This is a genomic window from Prevotella melaninogenica, assembly GCF_003609775.1.
Lineage (GTDB): Bacteria > Bacteroidota > Bacteroidia > Bacteroidales > Bacteroidaceae > Prevotella > Prevotella melaninogenica_A.
Window position 1 is genome coordinate 237,176 of sequence record NZ_AP018049.1, and the last position, 18,836, is coordinate 256,011.

Consider the following 18,836-nt stretch of genomic DNA (forward strand, 5'->3'; position numbering starts at 1 on the left):
TCCTCGTGAAAATAATTATTTCTTTTCATGAAAAGAATTCGCCGACAAGACTCTAATATGACCTACTTCATGGTAAATAAAGATGTTCTTGGGACTTAAAAGGCATTGAAAAGACGTACTACTGAATAATAGAAAGAAAACGATTAAAGAATAATCAATATGAAATCAATAATTAAGTCATCGTTGCTGTTGTGTGCAGGTGTGGCATTGTTCTCAGCTTGCGACAAGGACTTGGACAATAACCCAGTTCTTCAGTCACCAAAGACATTTGTTCTGAACACACCAGCTTACGCTGCACAAACAATAGATTTGAAGGTTGCTGAGGGCCTGAAGTTCACATGGTCACAGCCAGCATACGGTTTCCCTGTAGCCGCTGAATATGGTATGCAGTTCTCAACTACCAACACTTGGACAAAGTCTGTGGACGCTGTTGTTGATATGGATGCTGAACGTGGTAACTATGCTGCTGTTGGTTCGCCAACAGGTACTGCTTCTACCTCTGTTCCTGCAGCCGACCTCGCTACCGCTATTCAGAAGATGGAACGCTATGAGGAGACTACTGTCCCTGCAACACAGGAACTCTATGCACGTGTTTACTCATTGGTAAATGGTGATACTATCTACTCTAACCCTGTAAAGGTAAGCGTGGCGCCTTATTATGTAGAACTTTCTGATGCCGCGATTGAGACTTGGTATCTCATTGGTGGCTCATTTGGTAACGGTTCATGGGGCGATAGCCATGTTGTTCCTTTGTTGCCAATGGAAGGTCAGGAGTATGACAAGAAGACTGGTAAGGGTGTTATCTCTTGGACTGGTTATCTGTCAACTGCGGGCTTCAAGTTGAAGAAGGATCCTTCAAACTGGGATGCTGGTCAGGTTGGTCAGGGTTCAAGCTATGGTGATTTCGTTTATAACGATGGTGGATCTTCTGATATCAAGGTGCCAACAGCAGGTTACTACACCATTACTTTTGATACTAAGAATGTGAAACTGACGATTGCAGAGTACACGGGTGCTACACCTACTGTTTACAACTCTATGGGTCTGCCAGGCAAGCATGACGGCTGGAGCCCTGCAGGAACACCAATGACTGCACAGACTTCTGTTGTTGAGAACCACGACTGGAAGGCTACTGTAACCTTTGCAGAGAAGTCTACTGGTGCTGATGGTGAGGGCTGTAAGTTTGCTGCTAATGGTACTTGGGACGTAAACTGGGGTTCTGAAGTATTCCCATACGGTGTTGCTACGAAGGGTGGTAAGAATGTTCGCAATGGTAAGGGTACTTACATTGTTTACTTCAACGACATCACTGGTCAGTACTCTTTTGTAAAGCAGTAATTTATTAAAGATGATAATAGGGGGTGTGTCAGCAGGCACAACCAGCATGGCACACCCTTATCACATAACAAGAAGAATCGAAATGAAGAAATTATTAATCATGGCAAGTGCCGCATTGCTCCTTGCTTCTTGCGGTAGCGATGAATATGAAGCATGGTCTGCTCCACAGAGTAACAGTGCAGAAACAGTTAGTACGGTTTCGTTTACTGTAAGTCAAGCTGCTGCAATCGACTTCAATACAGAGACAGCAGACTCTGTTCAGCTGTTTGTTCCAAAGGTGGTATCAACAGATTCAGTTGTTTCTCAGACCCTGACAGCTGTACTTTCTTATAACAACAAGACCGCAACCCTCAACGCAAGCAAGAGCGGTAAGGTGAAGAGTACAGAACTTGTTTCTGCCGTAGAGAACCTCTATGGTAAGAATGGCGACCAGCATCAGGTGCCTGTTACAGTGACAGATAAAGTAAAGTTGCTTCGTGGTGAGGGTTTCAGTCTTTCACAGAGCGTAACTGCAAATGTGACTTGTGTTGCCCCAGCTTTCACTCAGTATCTTTATATGTCAGGCGATGCTAATGGCTGGTCATTCAGCAATCCGCTTTATAGCGCAGCTGCTGATGGTAAGTACACTGGCTTTATGTATCTCAATCAGAACGGCTTTAAGTTTGCAACTCAGCAGGATTGGAATGGTACTGATTATGGTACTGGTCTCGTAGAGAAGGGTAGTAATATCGTGATGACTGAGCCTGCAGGCTTCTATAAGGTAGATGTTGACCTCACATCACAGGCACTTACCTACACAGCTATTAGTCGTGTTGGTGTTATTGGTTCTGCAACAGCAGGTGGCTGGAGCAGCGATCAGGCAATGACCTACAATGCTACTGAGAAGTGTTGGGAGATTAAGGGCATTACACTGACTGCTGGTGAGATGAAGTTCCGTGCTAACAATGATTGGGTATTAGACTGGGGTGGCTCATTGACTGATATTACTTTCAAGGGTGGTAACATCAATGTTGCAGCTGGTAAGTATAATATCAAACTCTATCTCTTGTGTGATACGAAGTCTTATTGCACAATGGAGACAGCTCCTTAATTACTTGAATTTAGGTAAAATGATAAGAGTGTGCCGAAGGATTGTTCGACACACTCTTTCTTTTTGATTGCTTTTGAGGAGAGAAAAGTTGTATATCAGGGGCTTAACTTTTTGTTCTTGAAAGTGCAAACGATTGCATCCTAAAATACTCAGGTACCCAGTTGTTTGCGGATATTGTGTTTGGTAAATTACTATCTTTGTAGACATAGACTATAAAAGACTAAAAAAGAAATCTATATGAAACGTAAACTCGCATTTTTATATGCCTTAGGACTCTCCCTTTGCACGCTGGCACAGGGTTGGCCTGCTGGTTATGGTGGCGTAATGCTACAAGGTTTTTATTGGGATTCATTTGATGATTCGCAGTGGATTGTATTGGAGAAGAAGGCAAATGACTTCTCTGGTTACTTCGATCTTGTATGGGTTCCACAGAGTGGTAAGGCTGCCGCAACGAAGTCAATGGGTTATGATCCACTCTATTACTTCAATCAGAACTCATCGTTCGGTACTGAGGCGGAGTTGAGGAGTATGATTACTACCTTTAAGAACAAGCAGATTGGTACGATTGCCGATGTGGTTATCAATCACCATGGAACGAATAATGGATGGTTTGGTTTCCCTGCAGAAGTTTATAAGGGAGTAACTTATCAAAACCTTTCTACGGATGTTTGTGCTGACGATGACGGTGGAGCGGCTGCTACAGAAGCAAGAAAAACGGGTGCTCAACTTAGTCTGAACAATGACGATGGAGAAGGTTGGGGCGGTATGCGCGACCTTGATCATAAGAGTAGTAACGTACAGAAGATAGTGAAAGCATACGAAAACTACTTGCTAAACGACCTTGGTTATGCTGGTTTCCGTTATGATATGGTGAAGGGATTTGCTGCTTCTCATGTTGGTAATTATAATACAGCGGCTAACGTTACTTACTCTGTTGGCGAGTTTTGGGATGGCAATGCGAATACTGTAAAGGCGTGGATTGATGGCACAGGAAAACGTAGTGCAGCCTTTGACTTTGCTTTCCGCTATACCGTTCGTGATGCTATCAATCAGAATAATTGGAGTGTGCTTAACGGATCGAGAACAACAGGAATCAATGTTGATAATGGAGCTTATAAGCAGTATGCCGTTACCTTCGTTGAGAATCACGATGTTCAAGACAGAGGAACAACGAGCGGTTACACTCCAGATCCTATCCGTAAGGATACGTTAGCAGCCAATGCTTACTTGTTGGCAATGCCTGGAACTCCTTGTGTTTTCTATACTCATTACCTCGCTTATCCAAAGGAAATAAAGGCAATGATTGATGCCCGTAAGTTGGCTGGTGTAACGAATACGAGCAGTTATCAGAACTATCGTTCTTCTACTGGCTATTATGCGAATGTTGTTACGGGTACGAACGGAAATCTATTGGTCGTTGTGGGTAGTAATGCTAACCAACTAATAGTTCCTACTTCACGTTATACAAAGCTCTTGAGTGGTTATCATTACGCTTATTATTTGACTAATGATGCTGAGACCCCTTGGGCTGATAAGGCAAGTGGAGCGTATGAAGGGGATAATTTAAAGGTAAAACTAACTGCCGTGTCTGCCAATGCGGGAGCTAAACTTGTTTATACAACGAATGGTGCAACACCAACAGCAAGCAGCGTACAGGTGGCTTCTGGAACGGAGATAACTCTCCCTGAGGGCGAAACAACCTTGAAGGTGGCATTGTTGGCAGGTGGTGTTGTGGGTAAGGTTATCACGCGCAGCTATAAGATAGCTGCTACTGCTCCTTACACGCCAGAGATAATCCGTGTCTATGTGAATACTGATCAGGTGGGTTGGAACTCATACGTGAATTATCATTCATGGGGTGGTACGCACACAGCAACGTCATGGCCGGGAGATAAGGTTACTTCAAAGACAATCCTGAATGGTAAAACTTGGTTCTATAAGGACTATACGCTCACGAAAGCAGATGACTATGTGAACTTTGTGTTTAATATTGGTACGGCTTCAAATGCCAGTGCTAATCAGACTGTGGATATCGAACGTGTGAAGAAAACGTCTTATTTTGAAGTCGCATCAACAAAGGATAACGGTAAGTTTACAGTCAATAATGTGACGAGTGTGGTCACTGGTATTGGGGGAGTTGAAACTGATGCTCAACAGAGTAAGGCTGATAAATATTACTATACGCTCTCTGGTCAGCGACTCACTGGAACGCCTACGCAGCGTGGAGTTTATATTCATGCAGGCAAGAAGATTGTTGTAAAATAAGAAAAGCTACCAGATAAAAAGAAAAATAGCATACTCTTTCTTACGTAATCTCTTTTGTTTAGATACGTAGTGACATTGAGAAAGTAAGTCTTCTTATTAAATTAAGGGGGCTTACTTTTTATTTTATAAGTCTTTGCTAAGGTTATATTGTGCTTATTTATACAATGACTTGTATTGTGTTTGGCCCTCCGCACATGATGTGCTCATAGTTCGCACCATTGGTGTTAGGCATCATTACGATGGTAAAAGATGGTGGAATAGGGTGGAGTAGGCAAGGCTTTTTGAATGATATCAGGGTAAAAAGAGATGTAATTGAATAGCAATCACTATTATAAACAAAGTCTTAAATAATGTAAAACTTGTAATATTTACAAGGCTAACTTTTGTTTCTCTCGGAAAATAGATATATCTTTGCAGACATAACATTAAAGAAATAATTTATTATGGCAAAGAGAAACGAAGTATATAAGTGTTCAGAGAGTGGTCAGATCGTTGAAGTATTAGTAGGCGGTGAGTGTGGTGTTGCTGGTATGGAGCATGTAGTTGAGAATACTACTGATGCTGCTACCGAGAAGCACGTACCAGTTGTTGAGAAGATTGAAGGTGGTTACCGCGTAACTGTTGGTGAGGTTGAGCACCCAATGACAGAGGCTCACTCTATCCTTTGGATTGAGTTGGTAACTAACAACAACGAGGTTCTCCGCAAGTATCTTGAACCAACAGACCGTCCAGTAGCTGAGTTTAAGACTGATGCAACTGAGGTTTATGCACGTGAGTACTGCAATCTTCACGGTCTTTGGCGTTCAAAGTAAGAGTAACTTTTCATACTTACATATAATAGTGGGTGTATGATTCTTCTTAAAAAGGAGGTCATACACCTTTTTTCTTTTCCTTTTTCCTATTATTCTTTTATTATGTTGGGCTTATTAGCCTTATTAGCCTAATTAGGCTAATAATCTTCTCAAAAGCTCTTGAAAGTTATAAAACAAAAAAAGGAATTACTTTCGTAATTCCTTTTGATGCGCTCCAGGATGGGCTTGAACCAACGACCCCCTGATTAACAGTCAGGTGCTCTAACCAACTGAGCTACTGAAGCAGTTTGTATTGCTTATTTCTTGTAAGCGGTTGCAAAGGTAGTATGTTTCTTTGAAACTACCAAATGTTTTTGAAGAAAATTTCAAGAAAATCGTAATTTTCTTTATTTTCGTTGTTATTAAGGCGTGTTTTCCATTATAATAATGTACTTTTGTCCCGTTATAAGAACATTAAACAACAAACAGATATAATATATAATGAGAAAATTGTTTTTGGCTTTCGGACTCTGGTTGCTAACTTTCAGTGGGTCTGTTATGGCACAAAGCACAGCAGAAAAGGATCATAACTTTAAGGTTGCAAAGAATCTTGAGACTTTTTCGGCTATTTACAAGTACCTTGACTTGATGTATGTTGATAGCCTTAATGCCGACGAAGTAATCGGAACGGGTATCAATTATATGCTTCGTTCGCTCGATCCTTACACGGTTTATTATCCTGAGGAGAAGGTGAAAGACCTCGACTTGATGATTTCGGGTAAGTATGCAGGTGTTGGCGCATTGATTCGTTATAATTTCTTATTGAAGAATACGGTGATAGATGAGCCATACGAGAATATGCCTGCTGCGGAAGTTGGATTGAAGAAAGGTGACGTTATCCTTGCTATTGGCGATTCGTCGATGGTGGGTAAGGATGTTGCCTACGTCAGCAATCATTTGCGTGGCGATGCTGGAACAACCTTTATTTTGACTGTTCAGCGTCCGTCAGTGAATAAGAAGATGAAATTTAAGATTACCCGTCGATCTATTCAGCTCCCTGCTGTACCTTATTATGGTGTGCAGGATGGTGGAGTTGGATATTTGAATCTTAACTCTTTCACAACGGGTTGTGCTAAGGACGTACGTCGTGCCTTCCTTGATATGAAGAAACAGGGGATGACTTCACTTGTTTTTGACCTCCGTAATAATGGTGGTGGTAGTTTGCAGGAAGCAGTTAATATTGTAAATATGTTTGTACCGAAGGGTATTACACTCGTGAAGACAGTGGGTAAGATGGATCGTGCAAACAATGAATATAAGACAACTGTTGAACCAATCGATACCCTCATGCCAATCGTTGTGTTGGTGAATGACGAGTCTGCCAGTGCCAGTGAGATTACCAGTGGTAGTTTGCAGGACCTTGATCGTGCGGTAGTTCTTGGTACACGTACATACGGTAAGGGACTTGTACAGGTGTCAATGGACCTTCCTTATAATGGAAATTTAAAACTCACGTCAAGTAAGTATTATATTCCGAGCGGACGTTGTATACAAGCTATCAACTATAAGCATGGCAATGGTGGATATACTGAGCATGTTCCTGATTCACTGACACGTGTTTTCCATACTGCAAATGGACGTGTAGTGCGTGATGGTGGTGGTATTAAGCCAGATGTTGAGGTACGTCCTGACTCTTTGCCAAACATCGCTTTCTATCTTGCTTCCTCTGGTCGTGATTCAACGGAGGTGATGTGGAACTGGGAATTGCAGTATTTAAAGAAGCATCCTACGATTGGTCCTGCAAAGACATTTGTTATTTCAGATGCTGATTTTGAGGATTTCAAGCAGGCTGTGCTGAAGAGTGGTTTCAAGTATGACCGTGAGAGTAAGAAATACTTGGAGAACCTTGTTAAGTTGGCTAAGTTTGAAGGCTATTATGACGAAGCAAAACCAGAGTTTGAAGCTTTGGAGAAAAAGTTGAATCATAATCTTGCTAAAGACCTTGATTATAACAAGCAGACACTGAAAAAAGTGTTGACGAGTGACCTCGTTTCAGCTTATTATTACCAGAAAGGCTCCTTAGAGAATAGTCTACAATTTGATAAGCAGTGGAAGAAGGCTGTGGAAATCTTGCAGAATCCAGCAGAGTATAAGAAACTCTTGCAGCCTGTTGTTGGTCAGCCATTAGTTAAGCTCGAACCAGCAAGCAATGTAGCTGTTGATAATAAGAAGAAGCCAAAGGCGAAATAAAGGGAACTTTATAGAATGAATTAGGGCTTATAGGTTTGTTTGGAACCTATAAGCCCTAATTCATTAATATGGTTTCGGTTTTTTGTTAGTGCGGTCTTGTAAATATATCTCTGTTTTCTGTTGTTGTGTTGGTGTTTGGTACGTGTGATGCTGTTGGTAAACACCGTTGGTGTTGAGGGTTAAATATGATGCTGTGTATAGTAGAGTGGAGAGTAATTTACTGTAAAAAAAGTGTTGTAAAACCAAAGGTAAATGGGATGTATTTAGCTGTTTGAATGTTCAAAGAGTACGATTGTCGAATTATTTTCATGAAAAAAAATATTTTTGTTCATGAAGAAAAATATTTCTCTTCGTGAAAATAAATATTTATGTTCTCGAAAGGATTTTGATTTTGGTAAGCTTCTTCGGGCTAATGAAAATGGTGCTTGCTTCTTATAACGCGAGAAAATAATTATGTGAAGGCTTCCCTTTAAATCATTTACGTACTGATAAAAAAGCCGTAAAACATTTGGTGTGTGGAGAAAATATTCGTAACTTTGCAAACGTTCAGAGGAATGAGGGGCTTTTAATAGTCCCTCATTTTTCATATTAAAACACTTATGATAGATAAAAACGTTGTAAAAAGTCTCGTTGACGAGTGGCTGGAAGGTAAGGAATACTTCCTGGTTGACATTCAAATCAGTTCTGACGATAAGATTGTCGTTGAGATTGACCATGCCGATGGTGTATGGATTGAAGATTGTGTAGAGTTGAGCAAGTATATCGAAGATCGTCTTTCACGTGATGAGGAAGATTACGAACTTGAGGTAGGCTCTGCAGGATTGGGACAGCCATTTAAGGTTCCTCAGCAGTATCAGAACTTCATAGGGAAGGAAGTTGAGGTGCTCGGTAAGGACGGAAAGAAAGTCAAAGGCGTGTTAAAGAGCGTTGATGGTAACGACTTTGTTGTGGCAGTCAATGAGAAGGTACAAGTGGAAGGTAAGAAACGTCCAGTGAAGATGGACGTAGACCATGCGTACAAGATGGATGAAGTAAAATATACAAAATACATAATTAGTTTCAAGTAAAGCTATGGCAGCAAGAAAAATAGAAGAAGAACGTCCGAATATGATCGAGACCTTCAAGGAGTTTAAAGACACCAAGAGCATCGATCGTACTACATTGGTGAGCGTTTTGGAGGAGAGCTTCCGTAATGTACTCGCTAAGATTTTCGGTAGTGACGAAAACTTCGACGTGATTGTAAACCCTGATAAGGGTGACTTCGAGATTCACCGTAACCGTGTGGTTGTGGCTGATGGCGAGGTTGAGGATGAGAATAAAGAAATTAGCCTTACAGATGCACGTAAGATTGAGTCAGACTATGAGGTAGGTGAGGATGTTAGTGAGGAGGTAGACTTTAATAAGTTCGGCCGCCGTGCTATCTTGAACCTTCGTCAGACTTTGGCTTCTAAGATTCTTGAGCTGGAGCATGACTCTTTGTATAACAAGTATAAGGATCGTGTTGGTCAGATTATCTCTGGTGAGGTTTATCAGACTTGGAAGCGCGAGGTTCTTCTTGTTGACGATGAGAATAACGAGTTGATTCTCCCTAAGGGCGAGCAGATTCCACGTGATCAGTATCGTAAAGGCGAGACTGTTCGTGCGGTGATTCATCGTGTTGATAACGAGAATAACAATCCTAAGATTATTCTTTCACGTACTGCTCCTGAGTTCCTTGAGCGTCTGCTTGAGGCTGAGGTGCCAGAAATCAACGATGGTTTGATTGCTATTCGTAAGATTGCTCGTATGCCAGGTGAGCGTGCTAAGATTGCTGTTGAGAGCTTTGATGAGCGTATCGACCCAGTTGGAGCTTGTGTTGGTGTACGTGGTAGCCGTGTTCATGGTATTGTCCGTGAACTTTGCAACGAGAACCTCGACGTTATCAACTGGACAGCAAATACTAAACTCTTTATTCAGCGTGCACTCGCTCCTGCAAAGGTAAGCAGCCTTACAGTTGATGAGGAGAATAAGAAGGCCGAGGTTTACTTGCAGCCAGAGGAAGTTAGTCTTGCGATTGGTCGTGGCGGTATGAATATCAAGTTGGCAAGTATGCTGACAGGTTATACCATTGACGTATTCCGTGAACTTGACGAGCAGAGTGCAGAGGAGGATATTTACTTGGACGAGTTCTCTGATGAAATCGACCAGTGGGTTATCGATGCCATTAAGGGTATCGGACTCGATACAGCACGCCAGGTACTCAACGCTCCACGTGAGATGCTGATTGAAAAGGCAGACTTGGAGGTAGAGACCGTTGATAGCGTGTTGAACGTATTGAAATCAGAGTTTGAACAGTAAAAGGTGATTGGTTGGTGGGTGATGGCTGTTGACTGAAAGCTAACGGGTGTGACTATTCAGCAACTCCATGTTCGGAACCCCTCTCTACCAAAAGGCATATCAACAACCAACACCCTACACCGAAAAATAAAGTTAATGAGCATCAGATTAAACAAAGCAATTCGTGAATTAAATATAGGACTCCAAACGGCAGTGGAGTTCTTAGAGAAGAAGCCAGAGTTAGGCGAAGTGAAAAACGAACTTAACTTTAAGCTAAGCGAGGGTCAGTATAACGCTCTCGTAGGTGCCTTCAATAATGATAAGGAGGTAAAGAAGGACGCAGCAAAGCTCTTGCAGAAGAAAACTAAAGAGAAGAAAAGTTCTGCAGAACATAAGGGTGAGGCTGTCTTGAAGGCTGAGCGTCAGCAGTATAAACCAGTCGGAAAGATTGATCTTGATCAGCTGAATAAGCCAGCTGCAAAGAAAGCTGTTGCTCCTGCTGAGAAGAAAGAAACTCCAGCTGCAGCTGCCGTTAAACCTGCAGAGGAGAAGAAAAAGGTAGAGAAGCATGATGCAAGCAAGAAGCATGCAGCAAGTAATGAAGAGGTTAAGCCTGTAGCTCCAAAGGTTGAGAAGCCTGTTGAGGCAAAGGTTGAGCCTGTAAAGCAAGAAACTCCAGCAGCTGCGGTTGAGGTAAAGACTGAAAAAAAGATTGAGCCTGCTACTACTAATGCACCAGCAGAACCTACTGCTGTAGAGGAGAAGGAAGATAATGGCTTGTTCATGACCAAGAATGAGAAGAAAATCTTGAATACACCTAAGGTGAATGTCTTGGGTAAGATTGATCTCAGCACTTTGAACCAGAGTACCCGCCCTAAGAAGAAGAGTAAGGAGGAGCGCCGTAAAGAGCGTGAAGAGAAAGCTGGTCAGGGTAATGGTCAGGGCAAGAAGAAACGCGTTCGTATTAACAAGGAACGTGTTGATATCAATGCTGCCGCTAATCAGCAACAGAACCAGAATGGTAAGAAAAACAATAACAACAATGGCGGTGGCAACAAGAATGCGGGTAAGAAGAACCGCAATCGTAATCAGAAGCCTTTAGAGGTTGATGATGAGGCTGTAGCACGCCAGGTAAAGGAGACACTTGCTCGTTTGACAAGCAAGAGTCAGAATAAGAAGGGTGCTAAATACCGTAAGGAAAAGCGTGATGCTGTTCAAGAGCGTCTGAATGCAGAGGCTAAGGCAGAGCGCAAGGAAAGTAAGATATTGAAGTTGACAGAGTTTGTTACTGTTTCAGAGTTGGCAACAATGATGAATGTTCCTGTAACAAATGTCATCTCAACCTTGATGTCTGTCGGTATCATGGTGTCTATCAACCAGCGTCTTGATGCAGAGACTATCAACCTTGTTGCTGATGAGTTCGACTTCAAGACAGAGTATGTTAGTGCTGAAGTACAGGAAGCTGTTAGTGAAGAGGAGGATGATGAGAACGATCTCGTATCACGTGCTCCAATCGTGACAGTCATGGGTCATGTTGACCACGGTAAGACTTCTTTGCTCGACCATATCCGCAATACGAACGTGATTGCTGGTGAGGCGGGTGGTATTACCCAGCACATCGGTGCTTATGGTGTGACACTTGAGAATGGACGCAAGGTTACCTTCCTTGATACTCCAGGTCACGAAGCATTTACTGCTATGCGTGCTCGTGGTGCACAGGTTACTGATATTGTGATTATCATCATTGCTGCAGACGACTCTGTAATGCCTACTACCAAGGAGGCGATTGCTCATGCACAGGCAGCAGGTGTTCCAATGGTCTTTGCAATCAATAAGATTGATAAGCCAGGAGCTAACCCAGATAAGATTCGTGAAGACTTGTCACAGATGAATCTGCTCGTTGAAGAGTGGGGTGGTAAGTATCAGTGTCAGGAAATCAGTGCTAAGAAGGGTGTCGGAGTGAACGAACTTCTTGATAAAGTTCTTCTTGAGGCTGATATGATGGATCTCAAAGCTAACCCTAACCGTAAGGCTACAGGTACTATCATTGAGTCTTCACTTGATAAGGGTCGTGGTTATGTAAGTACGGTTCTTGTATCTAATGGTACATTGAAGATTGGTGATAATGTTATCGCTGGTACTTCATGGGGTCGTATTAAGGCTATGTTCAATGAGCGTAATCAGCGTATTGAGAGTGCTGGACCAGCAGAGCCTGCAATCATCCTCGGTTTGAATGGTGCGCCAACAGCTGGTGATACCTTCCACGTGATGGATACAGAGCAGGAAGCGCGTGAGATTGCTAATAAGCGTGAACAGTTGCAGCGTGAGCAGGGCTTGCGTACACAGACTCGTCTTACCCTGTCTGATATCTCTCACCGAATTGCTCGTGGTGAGTTCCATGAGATGAATATCATTGTGAAGGGTGATACTGATGGTTCTATCGAGGCTTTGTCTGACTCATTCATCAAGCTGTCAACTGAGAAGGTTAATGTTAACGTTATCAGTAAGGCTGTAGGTCAGATTTCTGAGAACGACGTTATGTTGGCATCTGCTTCTGATGCTGTCATCGTCGGTTTCCAGGTTCGTCCTTCTGCTGATGCACGTCGCTTGGCTGACCGTGAGGGTGTAGAAATCAATACTTACTCTGTCATCTACGATGCTATTGACGACGTTAAGTCTACGATGGTAGGTATGCTTGACAAGGTGAAGAAGGAGATTGTCACTGGTCAGTTCGAGGTTAAGCAAGTCTTCAAGATTTCCAAGGTTGGAACTGTTGCTGGTGGTATGGTTACTGAAGGTAAGGTTCACAGCAAGGATAAGGGTCGCGTAGTCCGTGATGGTATCGTAATCCATACAGCTCCTATTGATGCTCTGAAGCGTTATAAGGACGATGTGAAGGAGGTCGCTACAGGGCTTGAATGTGGTATCTCACTTGTCAATTACAATGATTTGCAGGTAGGTGATATCATCGAGACCTTCACGGAGATTGAGGTTGAACAGAAATTGTAATAATATAAAAAACCGTCTTTTCTCCATCAAAGGGGTAAAGGCGGTTTTTTTCATGGTAACAAATGTTGCCATTGGTCTTTGTGGCATATATATTGTATGTTCATAGAGTGTATATAAGTATTGAGAATAGAGACGGTGGGAACTAAGAACTTATTGTTGGATGAATAGAAACGATAGGTTTAAATGAATCAAACAATAGGTATAGGAAAGATAAAGAGTGTATTTGGATGGGCTAAACGTTAGAGATGAAAAGATATACAGTAAATGAAAGTATTGACTTTAAGTCGTCTAACTCCCTCTAATTTCTCTAATTCTTAAGTAACCTTCTTCTCTTTAATCACAAAAAACAAATGTCTGAGAACAAGAATAATGAATTTGTAAAGAAGGTCGCAGAGCAGAAGTATGAGTTCGGCTTTACGACTGATGTACATACGGAGGTCATTCCGAAGGGTCTGAACGAAGATGTCGTTCGACTTATTTCGCAGAAGAAAGGGGAACCAGAATGGCTCCTCGATTTTCGTTTGAAGGCTTTCCGTTACTGGCAGACACTCCCCATACCAACTTGGGGACACTTGCATTTGCCAGAGTTACATCTGCAGGATATCTCCTATTATGCTGATCCATTGGCGAAGAAGCCTAAGAACAAGGAGATTGATCCAGAGTTAGCTAAGACTTTTGATAAGTTAGGTATTCCATTGGAAGAGCGTCTTGCTTTGAGTGGTACGGCAGTCGATGCCATTATGGACTCAGTGTCAGTGAAGACTACCTTTAAGAAGCAGTTGGCTGAGAAGGGTATTATCTTCTGCTCTATTGGTGAGGCAGTTCAGGAGCATCCTGATTTGATACGTAAGTATCTTGGAAGTGTTGTTCCTTATCGTGATAACTATTCTGCAGCACTCAACTCTGCGGTCTTCAGTGATGGTTCCTTTGTATATATTCCTAAGGGAGTACGTTGTCCAATGGAACTTAGTTCGTATTTCCGTATTAATGCGGTTAATACAGGTCAGTTTGAACGTACACTGATTGTTGCTGATGATGACTCATACGTTAGCTATCTTGAAGGCTGTACCGCTCCTATGCGTGATGAGAATCAGTTGCATGCAGCAGTCGTAGAAATCGTTGTGATGAACAATGCTGAGGTGAAGTATTCCACTGTTCAGAACTGGTATCCTGGTGATGAGAACGGTAAGGGTGGTGTCTTGAACCTTGTTACAAAGCGTGGTGAGCTTCGTGGTGTAAACTCTAAGCTGTCATGGACACAGGTAGAGACAGGTTCGGCTATCACATGGAAGTATCCTTCTTGTGTATTGAAGGGTGATAACTCGCAGGCAGAGTTCTATTCTGTTGCTGTAACAAACAACTATCAAGAGGCTGATACAGGTACGAAGATGATTCACATGGGTAAGAATACTAAGAGTACAATCATCTCTAAGGGAATTTCTGCTGGTCATAGCCAGAACTCTTATCGTGGTCTGGTACGTGCAACAGCGAATGCCGAGAATGCTCGCAACTATTCAAGTTGTGACTCTCTTCTCTTAGGTTCAGACTGTGGTGCTCACACCTTCCCTTATATGGATATCCATAATGATACGGCTATTGTTGAGCATGAAGCTACTACTTCTAAGATCAGTGAAGATCAGCTTTTCTATTGCAATCAGCGTGGTATTCCTACTGAAGATGCAGTTGGTTTGATAGTTAATGGATATGCTAAGGATGTACTCAATAAGCTTCCAATGGAGTTTGCTGTTGAAGCTCAGAAACTTCTCTCAGTAACGTTGGAAGGAACAGTAGGGTAATATAACTAAACACGGAATATGCAAAGGGTCATACTTATAATGTCTGGCTTGCTGCTAACAATAATGCTTCAAGCCCAGTCATGGCAACCAAAGCCGTGGCAGAAGTATCTTATTGGTGAACAAGTAAAAAAGGAGTCAATAAGTAGTTGTCATTCAGTAATGGGCAATGTCGTTGAACCAACGCCTTATGACCCTCGTCTCTTTCGTACAGTAACGGGGTCTGCTTTTATAAAGGATATTCGTCCTTATAAGAAGAAATCAAAGTCCTTCTTTGGTTATAATGACTCTTCGCCATCGCTTTTTGAAGAGCAGAGAGAGCAAGAAAAAACAGGGAAGATGGCTCGTGGTGAGTATCATACCTCTGATTTCGTATTCGATATGTTGTTAGATTTCGTTAATATATTTTTAGTCAAGAATAAATAAAGCAAAGATAATATGTTAGAAGTAAGAAACCTGCATGCAACCATCGCAGGTAAAGAAATATTAAGAGGCATCAACCTCACAATTAAAGATGGTGAGATTCATGCTATTATGGGTCCTAATGGCTCTGGTAAGTCTACGCTCAGCGCAGTGCTTACAGGTAATCCTCTCTATGAGGTAACGGATGGTATGGCTCTTTTCAATGGCAAGAACCTCTTGGAGATGAAGCCTGAGGACCGTTCACATGAGGGACTCTTCTTATCTTTCCAGTATCCAGTAGAGATACCTGGTGTAAGTATGACTAACTTTATGAAGGCTGCTATCAATGCAAAGCGTGCCTATGAAGGATTAGAGCCAATGAAGGCTGCAGAGTTTATGGCACTTATGCGTGAGAAACGCCAGTTGGTTGGTATGGATTCAACACTCTCTCGTCGTAGTGTAAACGAAGGCTTCTCTGGTGGTGAGAAGAAACGTAACGAGATTTTCCAGATGGCAATGTTGGAGCCAAAGCTCAGTATTCTTGATGAGACGGACTCTGGTCTTGACGTTGACGCTATGCGTATCGTGGCTGAGGGTGTAAACAAGATGCACAATGAAAAGACATCAGCTATTGTTATCACGCACTATGAGCGTCTCTTGGAGATGATTAAGCCAGATGTTATTCATGTACTTTATAAGGGTCGTATCGTGAAGACTGCAGGTCCAGAACTTGCTAAGGAGATTGAGACACGCGGTTACGATTGGATTAAGGAAGAGGTTGAGGCAGAGGATTAATGGCTGGCTTTAGAGAGTTTAGTTTTTCTATAACCTCTAATCCGCTATTCTTTAGATAAAACCTCCAAAAAGAAATTACAATGCAAAGCGAAAAACAATATATAGACCTCTACACAGAGGCGCAGCAACTCATTAAACAGCATGCTGCACCTGTGCTCAATGAGGTACGTGATAAGGCTTTTGAAGACTTCCGTCGGCAGGGCTTTCCAACCAAGAAGGTGGAACGCTATAAGTACACGGATATGCAGAAGCTCTTTGAGCCAGACTATGGATTGAATCTCAACCGTCTTGAGATTCCTGTTAATCCATACGAGACCTTCAAATGCGATGTGCCAAATCTTAGCACTTCTCTTTACTTCGTAGTCAATGATCAGTTCTATAGCAAGATTCTTCCTAAGGCAAAACTGAGTGAAGGTGTCATTGTTGACAGTTTAAATCGTATAGCAACAGAACGCCCAGAATTGGTTGAGAAGTACTATGGTCGTCTTGCCAATACTGAGGCAGATGCTATTACTGCTTTAAATACAATGCTTGCACAGGATGGACTTTTCATTTATGTGCCTAAGAATGTACAACTTGAACGTACCATACAAGTAATCAATATTCTTCGTTCAGATGTAGACTTGATGGTCAACCGTCGAGTACTCATTGTTCTTGAAGAAGGTGCTAAGGCACAGTTCCTCTTCTGTGATCATGCAGCAGACGATCGTAACTTCCTTGCTACACAGGTAATCGAAGCCTACGTAGGTGCAAATGCAAATCTTGAACTCAACTGTCTTGAAGAAACTCATGCAAAGAACGTACGTGTATCAAATGTTTATATTGAACAACAGCGTGATTCACGTGTAAGCCACAATGTCATTACATTGCATAATGGTGTTACTCGTAATATGCTCGACCTTGTATTTAAGGGTGAGGGTAGCGAGTGTTTCTGTAATGGTTGTGTGATAGCTGACAAGAACCAGCATGTTGACAACAATACGGTTATTGATCATCAGGTACCTCATTGCACAAGTTCGGAACTTTATAAGTATGTACTTGACGAGAATGCTGTTGGTGCTTTTGCAGGTCGTGTTCTTGTTCGCAAGGATGCACAGAAGACCCTCTCACAGATGAACAACCGCAACCTCTGCGGCAGCAAGACTGCCCGTATGTTTACCCAGCCAATGCTTGAGATTTATGCTGATGATGTTCAGTGTAATCATGGTTCAACGGTTGGACAACTCAATGATGCTGCACTCTTCTATATGCAGCAGCGTGGTATCGATAAGAAGGAAGCAAAACTTCTTCTTGAGTTCGCCTTTATCAATGAGGTAATCGACAAGATGGAACTTGAGCCATTGCGCGAACGTCTTCACCATTTGGTAGAGAAGCGTTTCCGTGGTGAGCTTGATAAGTGTGAAGGTTGCGATTTGTGTAAGTAATTTGGCATTGGGCTTATTAGCCCAATTAGCTTAATATGGCCCATTAGTCCAATAAAAGATGTACGATATAAACAAAGTCAGGGAAGATTTCCCAATTCTCTCTCGCACCGTCTATGGCAAGCCTCTGGTTTACCTTGACAATGGTGCTACCACACAGAAGCCACTTTGTGTGTTGGATGCTATGCAGGAGGAATACCTTAATGTAAACGCCAATGTACATCGTGGTGTACATTGGATGTCGCAACAGGCAACTGATTTGCACGAGGCTGCACGAGAGACTGTACGGAAGTTTATCAATGCCCGTTCAACAACTGAGATTGTCTTCACACGTGGTACAACAGAGAGTTTGAATCTCGTTGCTTCTAGTTTTGTTGAAGGCTGCATGAAGGAGGGTGATGAAGTGATTGTTTCAACGATGGAACATCATTCTAACATCGTTCCTTGGCAGTTGCAGGAACAGCGTAACGGGATTGTACTGAAGGTTATTCCTATGACTGATGAGGGCGAACTTCAGCTCGAAGAATATGAAAAACTCTTCACCGAACGTACAAAGCTTGTTAGTGTAACGCAGGTAAGTAATGTCCTTGGAACAGTCAACCCTGTAAAGGAGATGATTCGTATCGCCCACGAACACGGAGTACCAGTAGTAGTGGATGGTGCACAAAGTGTTCCTCACTTTGCTGTTGACGTGCAAGACTTAGATTGTGATTTCCTTGCTTTCAGTGGTCATAAGGTATATGGACCTACGGGAGTGGGTGTTCTCTATGGTAAAGAAGAGTGGCTCGATAGACTACCTCCGTATCAAGGTGGTGGTGAAATGATTGAGCGTGTCAGCTTTGAGAAGACAACCTTCGAGCGTCCACCTTTAAAGTTTGAGGCAGGAACTCCTGATTATATCGCTACGCACGGACTTGCAACCGCCCTCGATTATGTTACTTCCTTAGGGATGGATAACATTCTTGCTCACGAACAAGACCTTACGCATTATGCGCTTCAGCAGCTTCGTGAGATAGAAGGTATGCACATCTATGGACATAATAATGACTGTGGAGATGCAGTTATCAGTTTCAATGTCGGTGATATTCACCACATGGACCTCGGTACATTGCTCGATCAGTTAGGTATTGCTGTCCGCACAGGTCATCATTGTGCTCAGCCTTTGATGGACCGGCTTGGCATCCTTGGTACTGTTCGTGCCTCCTTTGGTTTGTATAACACTCGCGAAGAAGTAGATGCTTTGGTAGCAGGTATCAAGCGTATAGCAATGATGTTTTAAGGCTATAAGAAATGATAACAGGCGTTTATATGCGTTTCATTACGCTTATGAACGCCTGTTTTCTTGCAGATATACAAGGTCGTACGG

Annotated in this window: 13 protein-coding genes and 1 tRNA gene; 13 read left to right on the forward strand and 1 reads right to left on the reverse strand. The window is 42.4% G+C overall.

The window, feature by feature from the left end; all coding sequences use genetic code 11:
* Nucleotides 1-159 precede the first annotated feature (159 nt).
* The 4 genes from PMEL_RS00855 (at nucleotide 160) to PMEL_RS00870 (ending at nucleotide 5,505) form a co-directional block, all read left to right on the forward strand.
* Nucleotides 160-1,338, forward strand: a complete 1,179-nt coding sequence (locus PMEL_RS00855; RefSeq protein WP_120173556.1) for a SusE domain-containing protein — start codon at nucleotides 160-162, stop codon at nucleotides 1,336-1,338.
* An 82-nt stretch (nucleotides 1,339-1,420) separates the two neighbouring features.
* Nucleotides 1,421-2,428 (forward strand): SusF/SusE family outer membrane protein, encoded by a 1,008-nt coding sequence (locus PMEL_RS00860; RefSeq protein WP_120173557.1) that lies wholly within the window; start codon nucleotides 1,421-1,423, stop codon nucleotides 2,426-2,428.
* A 237-nt stretch (nucleotides 2,429-2,665) separates the two neighbouring features.
* A complete protein-coding gene (locus PMEL_RS00865; protein ID WP_120173558.1) occupies nucleotides 2,666-4,693 on the forward strand; it encodes an alpha-amylase family glycosyl hydrolase in 2,028 nt (675 codons plus the stop codon).
* Nucleotides 4,694-5,136: 443 nt separating this feature from the next.
* On the forward strand, nucleotides 5,137-5,505 hold the full coding sequence (locus tag PMEL_RS00870) for a desulfoferrodoxin family protein (RefSeq protein ID WP_120173559.1): 369 nt from the start codon (nucleotides 5,137-5,139) through the stop codon (nucleotides 5,503-5,505).
* Nucleotides 5,506-5,715: 210 nt separating this feature from the next.
* Here PMEL_RS00870 and PMEL_RS00875 read toward each other — a convergent pair.
* A tRNA-Asn gene (locus tag PMEL_RS00875) sits at nucleotides 5,716-5,789 on the reverse strand.
* Nucleotides 5,790-5,985: 196 nt separating this feature from the next.
* On the opposite strand from PMEL_RS00875, the gene PMEL_RS00880 reads away from it, so the two are divergent.
* The 9 genes from PMEL_RS00880 to PMEL_RS00920 all read left to right on the forward strand — a co-directional run bounded on the left by PMEL_RS00880 (nucleotide 5,986) and on the right by PMEL_RS00920 (nucleotide 18,749).
* Nucleotides 5,986-7,734 carry a S41 family peptidase gene (locus PMEL_RS00880; protein WP_120173560.1) on the forward strand — a complete coding sequence of 583 codons (1,749 nt, stop codon included), beginning with the start codon at nucleotides 5,986-5,988 and terminating at the stop codon, nucleotides 7,732-7,734.
* Between the two features lie 599 nt (nucleotides 7,735-8,333).
* Entirely contained in the window at nucleotides 8,334-8,801 is a 468-nt protein-coding gene (gene rimP, locus PMEL_RS00885) for a ribosome assembly cofactor RimP (protein ID WP_025836736.1), read from the forward strand.
* A gap of 4 nt (nucleotides 8,802-8,805) precedes the next feature.
* Nucleotides 8,806-10,071 (forward strand): transcription termination factor NusA, encoded by a 1,266-nt coding sequence (gene nusA / locus PMEL_RS00890; RefSeq protein ID WP_120173561.1) that lies wholly within the window; start codon nucleotides 8,806-8,808, stop codon nucleotides 10,069-10,071.
* Nucleotides 10,072-10,206: 135 nt separating this feature from the next.
* Nucleotides 10,207-13,059 carry a translation initiation factor IF-2 gene (infB, locus tag PMEL_RS00895; protein WP_120173562.1) on the forward strand — a complete coding sequence of 951 codons (2,853 nt, stop codon included), beginning with the start codon at nucleotides 10,207-10,209 and terminating at the stop codon, nucleotides 13,057-13,059.
* 350 nt (nucleotides 13,060-13,409) lie between these two features.
* Entirely contained in the window at nucleotides 13,410-14,855 is a 1,446-nt protein-coding gene (gene sufB, locus PMEL_RS00900; protein ID WP_120173563.1) for a Fe-S cluster assembly protein SufB, read from the forward strand.
* A 63-nt stretch (nucleotides 14,856-14,918) separates the two neighbouring features.
* Nucleotides 14,919-15,278, forward strand: a complete 360-nt coding sequence (locus PMEL_RS00905) for a hypothetical protein (RefSeq protein WP_231999388.1) — start codon at nucleotides 14,919-14,921, stop codon at nucleotides 15,276-15,278.
* A gap of 12 nt (nucleotides 15,279-15,290) precedes the next feature.
* A complete protein-coding gene (sufC, locus tag PMEL_RS00910) occupies nucleotides 15,291-16,049 on the forward strand; it encodes a Fe-S cluster assembly ATPase SufC (protein WP_120173565.1) in 759 nt (252 codons plus the stop codon).
* An 80-nt stretch (nucleotides 16,050-16,129) separates the two neighbouring features.
* On the forward strand, nucleotides 16,130-17,473 hold the full coding sequence (sufD, locus tag PMEL_RS00915; RefSeq protein ID WP_120173566.1) for a Fe-S cluster assembly protein SufD: 1,344 nt from the start codon (nucleotides 16,130-16,132) through the stop codon (nucleotides 17,471-17,473).
* Nucleotides 17,474-17,531: 58 nt separating this feature from the next.
* A complete protein-coding gene (locus PMEL_RS00920; protein WP_120173567.1) occupies nucleotides 17,532-18,749 on the forward strand; it encodes an aminotransferase class V-fold PLP-dependent enzyme in 1,218 nt (405 codons plus the stop codon).
* The last annotated feature ends 87 nt before the right edge of the window (nucleotides 18,750-18,836 follow it).

Excerpts from the sequence above, each read along its gene's own strand:
- PMEL_RS00855 (WP_120173556.1), top strand. The coding sequence starts at position 160 with ATGAAATCAATAATTAAGTCATCGTTGCTGTTGTGTGCAGGTGTGGCA.
- PMEL_RS00860 (WP_120173557.1), top strand. The coding sequence starts at position 1,421 with ATGAAGAAATTATTAATCATGGCAAGTGCCGCATTGCTCCTTGCTTCT.
- PMEL_RS00865 (WP_120173558.1), top strand. The coding sequence starts at position 2,666 with ATGAAACGTAAACTCGCATTTTTATATGCCTTAGGACTCTCCCTTTGC.
- PMEL_RS00870 (WP_120173559.1), top strand. The coding sequence starts at position 5,137 with ATGGCAAAGAGAAACGAAGTATATAAGTGTTCAGAGAGTGGTCAGATC.
- PMEL_RS00880 (WP_120173560.1), top strand. The coding sequence starts at position 5,986 with ATGAGAAAATTGTTTTTGGCTTTCGGACTCTGGTTGCTAACTTTCAGT.
- rimP (WP_025836736.1), top strand. The coding sequence starts at position 8,334 with ATGATAGATAAAAACGTTGTAAAAAGTCTCGTTGACGAGTGGCTGGAA.
- nusA (WP_120173561.1), top strand. The coding sequence starts at position 8,806 with ATGGCAGCAAGAAAAATAGAAGAAGAACGTCCGAATATGATCGAGACC.
- infB (WP_120173562.1), top strand. The coding sequence starts at position 10,207 with ATGAGCATCAGATTAAACAAAGCAATTCGTGAATTAAATATAGGACTC.
- sufB (WP_120173563.1), top strand. The coding sequence starts at position 13,410 with ATGTCTGAGAACAAGAATAATGAATTTGTAAAGAAGGTCGCAGAGCAG.
- PMEL_RS00905 (WP_231999388.1), top strand. The coding sequence starts at position 14,919 with ATGCTTCAAGCCCAGTCATGGCAACCAAAGCCGTGGCAGAAGTATCTT.
- sufC (WP_120173565.1), top strand. The coding sequence starts at position 15,291 with ATGTTAGAAGTAAGAAACCTGCATGCAACCATCGCAGGTAAAGAAATA.
- sufD (WP_120173566.1), top strand. The coding sequence starts at position 16,130 with ATGCAAAGCGAAAAACAATATATAGACCTCTACACAGAGGCGCAGCAA.
- PMEL_RS00920 (WP_120173567.1), top strand. The coding sequence starts at position 17,532 with ATGTACGATATAAACAAAGTCAGGGAAGATTTCCCAATTCTCTCTCGC.